The organism is Spirosoma flavum (assembly GCF_042686045.1).
Taxonomy (GTDB): Bacteria; Bacteroidota; Bacteroidia; order Cytophagales; family Spirosomataceae; genus Spirosoma; species Spirosoma flavum.
Genome location: NZ_JBHUOM010000019.1, coordinates 166341 through 179953 on the forward strand (window position 1 = coordinate 166341; position 13613 = coordinate 179953).

Annotated in this window: 9 protein-coding genes; 6 read left to right on the top strand and 3 right to left on the bottom strand. The window is 47.1% G+C overall.

Annotated elements, in window-relative coordinates:
• Positions 1-36: 36 nt before the first annotated feature.
• Both ACFS25_RS17805 and ACFS25_RS17810 read right to left on the bottom strand, forming a co-directional pair.
• The gene (locus ACFS25_RS17805) at positions 37-993 is read right to left on the bottom strand and encodes an efflux RND transporter periplasmic adaptor subunit (RefSeq protein WP_381503743.1); all 957 of its coding nucleotides are present in this window, start codon (positions 991-993) and stop codon (positions 37-39) included.
• A 2-nt stretch (positions 994-995) separates the two neighbouring features.
• Positions 996-2198 (bottom strand): TolC family protein, encoded by a 1203-nt coding sequence (locus tag ACFS25_RS17810; RefSeq protein WP_381503745.1) that lies wholly within the window; start codon positions 2196-2198, stop codon positions 996-998.
• Between the two features lie 514 nt (positions 2199-2712).
• Here ACFS25_RS17810 and ACFS25_RS17815 point away from each other — a divergent pair.
• Positions 2713-4062, top strand: a complete 1350-nt coding sequence (locus ACFS25_RS17815; RefSeq protein ID WP_381503747.1) for a neutral/alkaline non-lysosomal ceramidase N-terminal domain-containing protein — start codon at positions 2713-2715, stop codon at positions 4060-4062.
• 12 nt (positions 4063-4074) lie between these two features.
• On the opposite strand, the gene ACFS25_RS17820 is transcribed toward ACFS25_RS17815, so the two are convergent.
• On the bottom strand, positions 4075-5742 hold the full coding sequence (locus tag ACFS25_RS17820) for a M28 family metallopeptidase (protein WP_381503749.1): 1668 nt from the start codon (positions 5740-5742) through the stop codon (positions 4075-4077).
• Between the two features lie 335 nt (positions 5743-6077).
• Between ACFS25_RS17820 and ACFS25_RS17825 the strand changes: the two genes are divergently transcribed.
• From ACFS25_RS17825 to ACFS25_RS17845, 5 genes are all read left to right on the top strand, one after another.
• A complete protein-coding gene (locus ACFS25_RS17825; RefSeq protein WP_381503751.1) occupies positions 6078-7016 on the top strand; it encodes a nucleoside hydrolase in 939 nt (312 codons plus the stop codon).
• Between the two features lie 233 nt (positions 7017-7249).
• Entirely contained in the window at positions 7250-7891 is a 642-nt protein-coding gene (locus ACFS25_RS17830) for a TetR/AcrR family transcriptional regulator (protein WP_381503753.1), read from the top strand.
• 79 nt (positions 7892-7970) lie between these two features.
• Entirely contained in the window at positions 7971-9287 is a 1317-nt protein-coding gene (locus ACFS25_RS17835) for a TolC family protein (protein ID WP_381503755.1), read from the top strand.
• 34 nt (positions 9288-9321) lie between these two features.
• Entirely contained in the window at positions 9322-10371 is a 1050-nt protein-coding gene (locus ACFS25_RS17840; protein ID WP_381503757.1) for an efflux RND transporter periplasmic adaptor subunit, read from the top strand.
• Between the two features lie 41 nt (positions 10372-10412).
• A complete protein-coding gene (locus ACFS25_RS17845) occupies positions 10413-13553 on the top strand; it encodes an efflux RND transporter permease subunit (protein WP_381503759.1) in 3141 nt (1046 codons plus the stop codon).
• The last annotated feature ends 60 nt before the right edge of the window (positions 13554-13613 follow it).

Below are 13613 nucleotides of genomic sequence, written 5' to 3' on the forward strand. Positions count from 1 at the left end.
ACCTGCTACGGCGACCATTTTGGATTGGCCCTTTAATTAGTATCCAAAGCTTAGCCCTTTCAATTGCAGGACATTCGCTGTTACAACCTGATCGTTTTCCTTTAGTCCATTCTGCACCATCACCCGGTCGGCACGCTGCTGGCCGAGTTGTACGGCCCGCCGTTCAATCGCTTGCGGCCCCGTTTGCACAAATACATAATCCCGCCCCTGCACGGTTACGATAGCATCGCGCGAGACAGTCATAAACTGGCCTTCCATAACGCCAAATTCTGCCGTTGCAAACATGCCCGCTTTGAGCCGCCCATCGGGATTAGCTACGGAAATACGTAGTTTAATCTGGCGTGTGGTATTGTCTACATAGTCGTTGACATTGTCAATGCGACCAGCAAATCGTTCATTAGGAAACGCCGTAAAATTTAAGTTACAAATTAGCCCTTTACGAATACTACTGAACTGATTTTCAGGTATTTCACAGACAACTAATATTGTATTTGGCCGAGCTTTACGTAGTGCTTCGGGGTCAAATCCCGCCAGTTTGAGAGTCGCTTCATCCGAAATGATAGCCGCTTCTTCGTTGGCCAACTGAGTCTGGGCCTCAATCACTTCTTTGCCCGATGCCGCTCCATGAGCCTGTAAATCTTTTACCCGATCCAGGTTGCCGCGCTCAGTCTGGATATTATTCCGGTGCTGCAAAATGGCCGTATAATTATCTGACAAACTCGGCTCATCGAATAAAACCAGTCGTTCAGCCGGGTTCTCGCTTGAGCGCAAAACCATAGCCGCCACATGGCCAGGAGCGACAAAATCGGTACGGATGGAGGCCGAACGAGCAGATTGCGTGGTAAAAGGGCGAATCATAACTGAATCCGGGAAAGTTATGCGTCCGCCATCGGTACTGATCGTTGGCCGTGGTGTTGATTTAACGACCGGCTTAGGCTTGTCTTTACAGGCAGTAACCAGCAGAACCAGCAGTAATATGGAGTGAAATTTCATTCTCAATATGAATTAATTTGCCCGGTCACGTAGAGCAGCCGGACATAGTTTTGACGGTGGGTATATAGCGATTGGTAGTAAGCCGTTTGCGTATCGAACCACGAGCTTTGTGCTTGAAGCAGATCAATTAGTGTAGTGGCACCGCGCAGGTAGGCGTACCGGACGGATGCCAGCACACGGTCGGCATCGCGACGAATGCCTATATAGCGGTCAATATTTTGGCGACTAATCATAAATGATTGATAGGCCGTTTCTATTTCTGACCGTATTCGTATCTGCACCAATGCAGCCGCTTGTCCTGCCTGTTCCTGCAATACCCGAGACTTTTGAATTTCGCCCTGGTTACGGCTGTACACCGGTAATTCGAGCGTGAGAAAGACACCTGCGTAGGGAACGGCGTTTTGGGGGTTCCAGATTAAACCGGCTTCATTCCGTGGTTTAGCCAGCACTTGTTGTAAATCTACGTTCCGCCGGGCCGTTTCCAGATTTGCTTCGGCAACGCGCACATCAGTACGAGTCGTAGAAGCCAGTTGCAGCAAACTATCAGCACTGGCACTCACTGCCGGATATAGACGCAGTGGATTTGTGAAGGCTGGGTTAATAATTGAATCATTTAGAGCCACGTTAATGCTATCGGTTGCGCCGATTACTAAACGCAGTTCATTCAGCCGATTGCGAAGATCCTGCTGAGCCGTACTGGTTTGAATAGCGTACTGATCCGATATTAATTGCGTTCGGGTGAGGTCAGTACTGGTGATTACCAGATTTTTTAACCGCACAACGTTTAGTTGAATCAGTGTATCCACGTTGGCTTTAGCCCGTTGTAGCAACGAAAGCTGGATGCGGGCATACCAGGCATCGAGGTAGCGATTGGCCGCGTCGAAAAGTAACCCGCGCTCGGTCTCTGCCACTCCCCGAACGGCTAGATTTGTGTTAGCTTCAGCAAAGCGATTTCGGTAGGTACGCTTATTGTGAATGTCGAATTCTTTGGTAGCCTGTAGCCAGAACTGCCGCCGTTGCCGGTTCAGCAGACCCACCCCTTCAGCGCCGGGCGTTGGTCTTAATTGAAATAGTGTCTGGTTGTTCAGCACAGGATTTGGCCGCAGATTGGCCGTAGTCTGGTCAGCCTGGGCTGCATTGATATTCAGTCGCTCAACACGCAGGGCGGGACTGTTCTCACGGACTTGCTGGAGTGTTTGTCGCAAAGTCAGCGTAGTCTGTGCAGAAGCTGATAGAAACGTACAGACGCACAGGAGATATACTATTATTTTTTGCTGAATCATTTGATGAACAGGGCCTCAATAGACAAACACGCAGGTGCCCTAAAAACCGCAAAATTGCGATTAAAAGGCCGTAAAATAACAATTAAAAAATAGTTAAATATACCTATACGTTCCACCTGCGATTGCTACCTTATGGTCATTCAATCATTTATGCGGAAGGTATGGAGCCAAGTAAGGATCAAGGGTTTAAAGTTAGAAGGAAGTCTCCAGCAAATAAATTAACATTTAACGAACATACTAAATTATACCCTAAAACGATTCTGCTTTCGGGACGTTCTTTCAAGCTAAATTAGGCGTCCTGCTGCCTGATTATTCACAATTCGGACCAACACTAACAAGGTTATGCACATAAAACTGAGTGATTCCTGGCCTCTAGAGTATACATTTATAGAATCAACTTCAACTGATTCAATCATAGAGATTAGTAGTAGACCTAATGAAAATTTCTTCCAGAACACGCATTATAGCTTTCGTACTGCTCCTAATCATCATTAACGTACTAGCTTTCAGCATTACATTAGTTGATAAGGGTAGTTATAAGAACACTCTTTATTATCGATTCACCCGCCAGCGGTTTGCCTGGATCGTAAGCGATTTGCCTCCGAAATATGCCATAAAGGCCGGATGGGCAAAGGTCAATGTTACCCCTAATTTTAAGACACCTATGGCGAACGATAAATCGGCTCAACGCTGGACGACTGTCCACGACTCGATTTACACACGCGCTGTCGTGCTAGATAACGGAACCACATTAGCCGCTATAATCACCATTGATTTACTAATCATGCCTCCGTCTGTTGCGCTGGAATTGCAAAAAAGGTTGCCCACGCTCGGTTTTAACTGGAAAAATGTATATCTGGGCGCTACTAATTCGCACCATAGTCTGGGCGGCTGGGCAACTGATTACATGGGCAAACAGACTGTGGGAGACTACGATGAACACGTGGTTTCTCAGCTTACGGAAGCCATTTTAAAAGCGGTTGCTTTAGCCAAAGGAAACAGGGCAACTACTCAAATTGGCTATACTAAAATGGATTTTCGTGACGGAGAAAAAAGTCCTCCGGCGGAAAACATTCATTTTCTAAAACTCCAAAAACTCACGGGAGAATCGGCACTTATTTGCTCATCCGAAGGTGGCCAAACAGGTATCAACGTGTCAACGCCTTCCTCCTTGAGCCGTGATTATGCGGGACTTTTGACAGACAGACTGGAGCAACGGACAAAGAGTTTCACCCTATTTATGGTTGGGGCAATAGAGCCGCCCAAAGGAGAAAAACAAGGAAATAAGCCAGCACAAGACAGTAAGCCAGCAAACGATACGGCCAAACAGATTGACGGCCTGCTTGCATCCATTACACCGTTGCTGGCCAACTTGCCACTACACACTGATAGTACGTTAATAGCACAAACGACACCTCTGATTCAAAATGACCCACAAGTTCGAATCAGTCAAAAATGGCGGCTGAAACCGTGGCTGGCAAAGGCCTTATACGGCGATTATCCAGCCGAGTTAAAGGCGTTACGCATTGGCAAAACGGTTTTTATAGGCTATCCCGGTGCTTTTTCTAGTCTGCTACTACCCAGTTTATCAAAAACAAAAATTGCGGAGCGTAACAATCTGATTATAACCAGTTTTAACGGAGGAAACATCGGCCAGATTGTACCAGATACTTACTATTATGCCGCTCAGAGTCCGTATCAAATTCGTGATATAAATCGATTTGGGCCATACACCGGAGCATTTGTTGAGGATATGGCCCAAAGCCTGGTGAATAGTCTTAAATAGACAGAGTTCTACCTATTTTATCACGGTACCCTTACCGAATTTTGTCCCGAAGAAGTCGTCTTTATTCCAGGTGGGGCGCTGGTCGGCCTGAGCAACTAAATAGCCTATTAGAAATTGCAATTGAACATGTTTAGTGGCTGCATTAAAATCGAAGGGCTGGTTCATGTCATCCTGCGGAGTATGGTAGATCATTGCCCGCCAGTCGAGGTTGAGTTTAGTACCGTCGAGGTTTGGATTTCCCGTTTGTGAACCACTTTTAATAAAAAGGGCCGGTATGCCCTGCCGGACAAAACTGAAGTGATCACTTCGCATAAACACCGTTTGTTCAGGAATTGGGTCGGGGCTAATCTCCATACCCAACAGAGATGCAGCCTGTTTGACTTCCTTATGCAGACTCGAATGCTCGGCACCATAAGGCACAATGTCGAGCAGTGGATGGAAGAAAAATGGCATATCTAACGCCAGATTAGCCACGATTTTATCTTTCGGAACGGTAGGATTACTAGCAAAATAGTCGGAACCAAGAAGTCCCATTTCTTCGCCCGTTACGCCCACAAACAAAATAGATCGCCGGGGTGCTTTGGGCAACGAGGCAAACAGCCGGGCGGTTTCGAGATTGATGGCCACACCCGATGCATCATCGTGGGCACCATTATAAATCGAATCTCCTTTCACAGGGCGGCCAATGCCCAGATGGTCGAGGTGCGCCACAAAGACGATGTATTCATTTTTTAGGACCGGATCAGAACCCGGTAGTAAGGCTATCACATTTTGACCAGCCACATCTTCAACAACATCAGTCTGCGTTTGCATCCGTACCGAGATATTCAGCGGAAATGCCTGCGGATGATTTTTCATGGCCGCCGAAATAGCGCTAGTGAATGATGTTGGCGAATTAGCAAAGAGTAATCGAGCTGTCGAATCGCTTAACGAACCGGCCCCTTGCAGAGCAGGAAATGTGCGTTGGGGCTTTCCCTGTTTATCCAGCCAGCGATAGATACCCTGTCGGGCGCGGGGAGCCGCTGTTTCGATGCGGTTACGCAAATCGGTTGGCAGGCTAAATGCCAGCACACCGACGGCTCCATGTGCCACGGCGATCTCGGCCTTAGCGGAGGAAAAATACGCTCGCTGATTGGATGGAAAGGTAGATGGTGCTCCATTTACATAAGCAACAATTTTACCTTTAACATCGATACCCGCATAGTCATCGTAACCCAACTCTGGGGCCGAAACGCCGTAGCCAACAAAAACAACGGGTGCTGTTACGTCGCCATTGGCATGATCGGGGGTCGGATTAAGAATAAACTGCTTCCCATAAGTCAGCGGTTGTTCACGATCTTTCGATAGTAGAGTCAGCGAACTCTTGCTTTCACGTACCTGCCAACGGCGTAGCGGCACGGCCTGTCGGTAAGTGTTATTTTCTCCAGCGGGTTGCATTCCCAGGGCTTCGAGTTGGGCTTGCATGTAGTTGGCTGCCAGTGCAAAGCCGCGTGTACCAGGCTTGCGGCCTTCGAGCGCGTCGTCGGCCAGAAAACGCATGGCGGCCCGGATGGCTTCGGGGCGTGCCGTTTTAGAAACGCGTTGTATGTCAGCCGGGATGGCGTCATTCTGAGCCAACAATGGGTTGATACCAAACAGACTGACGAATACAGTAAATGAGAGGGAGGTAGAAAAACGCATAATACACCGCTAAAATGAGAAAAACCGTCAGCTAAGATAGCAGGCAGCCTTAGTAGATCAAATTTAGACTCAACTTCGGCTACTTTTAGCGGTTTATAAACTCGCCCATCTGAACAGGGCTTTTTTATAAAAATGCTCTATGTGGTGTCGGCGGGGCCGCCCGCGCGGTTCTCAAAACCGACATCACATAGAGCACATAGCCGGTCTAATTAGCTGGTAATTGTTTCATTATAAGAAAGCCCTACCTATCCGAATGATGGCATATTAGTCGTTGATATATACACACCTACAAAAGTTGGAACACTACTCAGGCACACAGCCTCAAATACTAGACGATGAAGAAATTACCCATACTTATTGACTGCGACCCCGGCCATGATGATGCCGTAATGCTAATGCTTGCATTTGGTAGTGGTTTATTCGACATCAAAGCAATTACTACGTCGGCGGGCAATCAAACACAGGAAAAAACGCTGAAAAATGCCCTGAAAATCATCACACTGATGGGCGCCGATATTCCGGTTTACAAGGGTAGCGAGAAACCCCTTTTTCGTGAACTCATCATTGCCGACTATGTACACGGTGAAATGGGAATGGACGGTCCGATTTTGCCAGATCCCGTTTTAAAACACGAGCCGTTATCAGCAGTAGAAGCGATGGCCGCAATTTTGGCCGAAAGTCCGGAAAAAATAACTCTTGTGCCAACCGGACCCCTAACCAATATTGCCACATTTCTACTGGCCTATCCTCACTTAAAAGTTAAAATTGAGCGTATCTCGTTAATGGGTGGCGGAGCGTTTCGCGGCAACATCACCCCTACCGCCGAATTCAATATCTACGTCGATCCCGAAGCGGCTTCCATCGTCTTCAACTCAGGCGTTCCTATTACCATGTGTGGCCTGGATGTTACGCACAAAGCCTTGGTCTTTCAGAAAGATATTGAGTTGTTCCGGGCAATTGGCAATAAGTCGGGTAAAGTGGTGGCCGAATTGATGGATTTCTTCTCCATTTACTACCGTCGCGAACGCCCGGAGTTAGAAGGTGGAGCTGCCCTGCACGATCCTTGTTCCATTGCCTGGCTTATCGACCCCTCAATGTTCATATCAAAGCCATGCTTCGTCGATGTTGAAGTAAACGGAACATTAACCGCCGGAACAACCGTCGTTGATTTTTTCGACGTACTTAAGAAAACGCCTAACGTGGAATTCGTCTATGATATTGATCGAGACAAGTACATAAACTTGATTTATGACGCCGTGCGGGTGTTGCCCTAAAAAGCAATCATTTTTCGATAGCATAGGGCGAACACTGAGTTAATCCTCTTGCAGTCAGTGAAAATATGCTGTGGATATAGTACACACTTACGCCATGTTGACTGCATTTAAGTTGTGAAATACAATGTATCCTCTATAATTTTTGATTATTTCAACAATTTAAACGTATGTTTAAAAAAACCATTTGAAATAATTGCTTGTTACCTATTGACAACATACTTTTGACACGTCAGATGAAAAAGCCAATGGATTGTATCTCCTTACCGTCAAAGTCAACCGAAGAACGTATTCGGGAAGCGGCTAAGCGGGTGTTCCTGGAGAAGGGGTTTGATGGTGCTACGTCACGGGATATAGCGGATGCCGCCGGTATCAACATTGCGTTAACGAACTATTATTTTCGCAGTAAAGAAAAGCTATTTATAAACATCTTCGAGGAAATGGTTCAGCTATTCTTTAACGGAATGGTTGAGATCATGAACAAGTCGATCAGCCTTCGGGAAAAGATTGCGGAATTGATTGAACACGACTTTCAGTTAATGAAGGCGAATCCTAGCCTATCGCTCTTCGTGATGAACGAAGTTCATCGCAATCCGGAACGTATGGTCAATTGCATTGGGCTGATGAAACAGGTTCATCATTCTATGTTTGAAGAACAATTGCAACAGGAAGTTAGTAAAGGAAATGTCCGGCCGATTAGCGCCATGCATCTCATGCCAATGATCTTTTGTAACATTCAGTTTCTGTTTATTGGCAAAACTATGCACATGAAAATGTGGCAGATGACCGAAGCTGATTTTGATGAATTTGCCAATGGTCATAAGCAACTGGTCATAGACATGATTACGAACTATTTGTTTGAGTTCGAAAAAGTATAGTATTTTTTTGTCTACATTTTAAACAAATGTTTAAAATAGTTGATTAGTCAAATCATTTAAAACAAACATTTTTTCCACCATGAAAACCCATCAATGGTATTTGTCCACTACCTTATTACTAGTAAGCTCTTTAGCTAGAGCTCAGGACTACACGTTAGACAAACTAATTGACAAAGCGCTGACCAGTAACTTCAGCGTGCAGTCGGCCCGGCTCGATGAGGTCAGAACCGAAGCCCAAATCGCTGAAGTGAGAGCTGGTGCCCGACCGCAGGTGAACGTGACCGGCGATTACAGACGCTACCTCAAAATTCCGGGTCAGGTTATTCCCGCATCGGTCTTTGGGGGACCCGAAGGAACGTATTCGGCGGTAGCATTCGGACTTCCTTACAACCTATCGACGAGTATACAAGCTACCCAGCCACTATACAATCAGTCCCTATTAATTGCCACTAAAGCGGCCAAAGCCAGCCGGACTTTGTCGGCTTTGCAAACGCAGAAAATAAAAGAAGATGTTGCTTATAATGTATCGGCCACGTACTATAATCTGCAAACGACTACGCAACAAATTGCCTTTCTGCGGAGCAACCTGACCTCAACTGAACGACTGATTCGCATTACGGATTTACGTCGGCAAAACCAGTTGGCACAAGGTATTGATGTTGATCGGTTACAACTCAGCAAAACATCATCACAAACACAGATAGAATCGCTTCTGGCAACCTATAACCAGCTTTTAAATTCCCTGAAATACCTGACTGGTACGCCCCAAACGGATTCACTACAGGTTCGGACGGCCATTGAAGAAACCATTCCGGTAGCTCCCGGCAGCGAATACACCATTAACCGCACTGATTTGCAGTTACTCGACCAGCAAAAAGAGATTAACGGTCTGGAGCAACGAAACGTTAAAGCGGGTTTCGCCCCAACAGTAGCCGCTTATGGTGTAGCCAACAGTTCGGTTTATGCCATTGGCGGAGACAATTCATATGTCAAAAACCTGCCGGGTTACTGGCTAGGGCTTCAACTGAACTGGAACGTATTCGACGGTCTGGCGAGGAAAGCTAAACTGAGCCAGAAGCGCATTGATGACCAGAAATTAGACGTACAACTCCGTCAAACCCGCGAGTCTATTTCGATGGACATTACCAACTCCCGCAACAGGTTTCTGGTCGAACAGCAGAACCTATCAACCAATCGTGGTCAGGTAACGCTGGCTGAAAAAGTCTACACGCAAACACAGCTTCAATTCAAAGAAGGCACGGTTGACATTACCGATGTTGTCCAAGCCGAAAACTCACTACGGGATGCCCAGAACAACTACCTCACTACGCTTGTCAATCTACGCACCGCCGAACTTGACTGGAAAAAGGCAACCGGAAGTTTAGTAAACCGCTAATCAACTCATTTTACACCTGTCTTATAAAACAATTATGAAACGCATTTTAGTAGTACTCGCCCTTGTTGCTACGCTTGGCTTAACTGCCTGGACGCTGGTCAACAACAAAAAAGAAGTCGAAGCAAAAATTTACAAGCCTGATGCCGACCAGAAAGTAGGTGTGCGTACAGCCGTTGCCGAACTACGTAATCTATCGCAGGAAACCGAGTTTTTAGGCTCGTTTTCACCTAATCGGGAAATTGAAATTCGGCCACAGGCGGGCGGACAGATTGTCTCCTTACCCATTGAAGAAGGACAAACGATTGGCGCAGGCAGATTGATTGCTAAGCTCGACGACGAACAACTTCGGTATCAAATAGAAGCACTTCAGGTTACGCTGGAAGGTTATCAAAACGACCTCAAACGGTATGAAAATCTGGTAAAGGGCGATGCGACACCGGCTATTAACGTTGAGCGAACTCAGTTGAGCATCCGCTCGACCCACGCACAGATCAAACAACTTCAAAAACAAATTGCCAACACCACCATCACGACTCCTTTTTCGGGGATTGTAACCGAGAAAATGGTTGAAAAGGGTTCGGTTGTATCGCTTGGAACACCTATTGCTAAAGTGACCGATATTTCAATACTGAAGTTAGTCGTTCAGGTGCCTGAAAAAGCCATCAATCAATTCCGTGTTGGTCAGTCATTATCTATTGAGACAGAGGTTTATCCGGCGGCTCACTTTACAGGTCGCATTTCAATGATAGCGGCTCAGGGCGATGCAGCTCATAATTATCCTGTTGAAATTACGGTCAATAACTCCAGTGCAAATCCATTACGGGCAGGCATGTATGGCTCCATTGCCAATTCAAGCAAAGTGAAAGGGCAAACGCTGTCCATACCTCGTCAGGCCATCATTGGTTCGGAAAAACAACCCCAAGTCTACGTAATCGAAAACGGGAAAGCGGCTCTTAGATCAGTTGCTATCGGGGCGACAACGAACGAGTACTACGAAATTACGAAGGGAATAAAGGTTGGCGATCAAGTAGTTACGAGTGGTCAAATCAACTTGCAAAACGGTACGCCGGTTAGCGCGCAATAAACTCAATCAGTAAAACACTGATTTTAGTCAACAAAGAACTTATGAAATTTGTCGAAACCATAATCAAACGTCCCTCCTTCATTATCGTGCTCTTTGCGATTCTGACGATAGGTGGCCTGTTTTCGTACCGCTTGTTGAGTTATGAATTGTTGCCCGAATTTTCTACTCCGGTCATCACCATCACAACGATATATCCCGGTGCAGCTCCGTCGGAAGTGGAAACGGAAGTAAGTAAAAAGATCGAAGATGCCGTCTCAGGATTGGACAATCTCGACGATGTGAAATCCAATTCGTTTGAAAACGCGTCGGTTCTTGTCGTTCAATTTAAAGCCGGTACCGATATTGACTTAGCGCTGCAAGATGCTAAGCGGGAAATTGATAAAATAGTGAGCGATCTGCCGGACGATGCCGAGCAGCCCTCCTTATCAAAGATATCGCCTAGTGATCAGCCTATTATGCAGTTATTGGCAACCTCGACGTTGCCCAACGAAGTTTTCTATCAACAGGTAGAAGATAAATACCTGCCTATTCTTCAGCAGATTAAAGGCGTCGCCGACATAACGATGGTTGGGGGCGACAAGCGCGAAATTCGCGTGAACGTCAATGACGACAAACTGAATTACTACGGGTTATCGCTGCTTCAGGTGTCGCAGGCCATCAATCAGGCCAACCTTGACTTCCCAACGGGGAAAGTAAAAAGTACAACCGAGAACATGACACTACGGCTCGCCGGGAAATTTACGTCTCTTGATGATATTCGGAAATTAGTGGTTGCAACGCCCGCCAACGGAAGCCCCATACGTATCGGCGATGTAGCGAACGTAACCGACGGCATAACCGACCCAAACAGCATCAGTCGCTACAACGGTCAGAATGGTATTGGACTATTCATTAAAAAGCAATCCGATGCCAATGCGGTTGAAATCAGTCGATTGGTTCAGGAAAAACTAGCCTTGGTTGAGAAAGAAAACGCCAAAGATAAAGTCCATTTTGCCATTGCATATGACAGCAGCATTTTCACCCTTGCCTCTGTAGAAGCCGTTACACATGACCTGTTTCTTGCCGTTGGGCTGGTGGCGATTGTTATGCTGCTGTTCCTGCACAGCCTTCGGAATGCGTTCATTGTGATGATATCGGTACCGGCTTCGCTGATTTCAGCCTTCCTGTTCATGTATGTGATGGGCTATTCGCTCAATCTTATGACATTGCTCGCGCTTTCGCTGGTGATCGGGATTCTGGTCGATGACTCGATTGTGGTGCTCGAAAATATCCAGCGACATCTCGAGATGGGCAAAAACCGATGGCGGGCTACCCTCGATGGCGTTAGCGAAATTGGCTTTGCCGCCATTGCCATCACCCTGGTAATTGTGGTCGTGTTTATCCCGATTACGTTTGTGGATTCCGTCATCGCCGATTTGCTGCGTCAATTCGCGCTGACTGTGGCCTTTGCCACAATGGTTAGTTTAGTCGTGAGCTTTACCCTGACTCCCTGGCTGACGTCGATGCTCGCTAAACTAGAGCATTTAAATCCAAAGAATCCATTTCAGGCGTTTCTACTTTGGTTTGAGAAAGGACTTACGAGCCTGACCAGCGGGTATCACAGCAGTTTAGGCTGGGTGTTGAGCCACAAGCTGGCGTTCACCGGCATATTGATCGCGATTTTCGTTTTCACGGGTTGGGTGATGAGCCTGGGCATCATTGGCTCCGAGTTCGTTGCGCAGGGTGATCAGGGTAAATTCCTTCTGACAATGAAGCTCGACAAGAGCGTATCCTTGCAACAGAACAACCTCACCTCCAGAAGTATAGAAAATTATCTTCGCAAGAAACACGAAGTACAGACTGTATTCGCCAATGTAGGCGGAGCCAGTACGGGGTTGAATAGTACGGGGCAGGGAGCCGCTAACCGAACAGAGTTAACCATCGAATTGGCGCCCGCCGAAGACCGGCCTGGACATATGCCAACGGAGTCGTATATGATGACAGTTCGGAAAGAATTGGCCGAACGTTTTCCGGCTATCGAATTCGGTTCGTCTATTATTGGGATAGTCAATTCCGGCACAGCGCCCATCGAAATTTTCCTCAGTGGCGATGACATAAATAAGAATTTAGCCGCAGCGCAGGATCTGGCCAACCGAATCAAAAAAACGCCCGGTGCCAATGACGTCAACATATCCATGGAAACGACCAACCCCGAAGTGCGGGTAGAAATCGACCGGGAGAGAATGGCCAAATTAGGGCTGAACATTCAAACAGTAGGTGCAACCCTGCAAAACGCGTTTGCCGGTAACGACGATTCTAAATTTCGGGATGATGGCGAAGATTACGATATCCGTGTGATGCTCGATGCCTTTGATCGCAAAAACCCCGACGATGTTAAGAATATCAACTTCTTTAGCCCATCAACCAATCGCCCGGTACGTTTAGCCGAGTTTGCTAATGTATCGCTCAGCAATGGCCCTTCGCTATTGGAGCGCAAGAATCGTCGCTCGTCAGTTACGGTTACGGCCAATACGTTGGGAACGGGTTCGGGTACGCTGACGGCTGTGATTCAGGCTGATCTGGCTAGCCATCCGCTGCCTGCCGGTGTGACCGTTAGCTGGGGAGGTGATGCCAAAAACCAAAGCGAAGGATTCGGTTCGCTGGGTATTGCGATGCTGGCCGGTCTTATGCTGGTGTACTTCATCATGGTGTTACTCTACGACAGTTTTGTTTATCCGTTCGTCGTGTTGTTTTCGGTTCCGGTAGCGGTAATTGGTGCCCTGCTGGCGCTAGCTCTGACATCGTCCAACATCGGGATATTCGCCATGCTGGGAATGTTGATGCTGATTGGGTTAGTGGTTAAAAACGCCATTCTGATCGTTGACTTTGCCAATCAGCAAAAAGCCCAGGGTGTACCCTTCCGGCAAGCTATTCTGCACGCTGGCGAGGAACGTTTGCGGCCAATTCTGATGACGACCATCGCGATGGTAATCGGCATGTTTCCAATTGCAACCGCAAGTGGAGCCGGGGCCGAATGGAAAAACTCATTGGCGTGGGTACTTATTGGCGGCCTGAGTAGTTCGATGCTTCTGACTATTTATCTGGTTCCGATGATGTACTACCTCGTTGACCGGTTGCAGGAATGGTTTACCAATCGATTCAGCAAAGTAAAAGAAGCTGAAGCCGTGCCAGAAGCGGTGTAAAGGGGCTTTACTGTGGTGTCGGGTTTAAAAACCCGACACCACAGTAAAGTCAAAAAATAA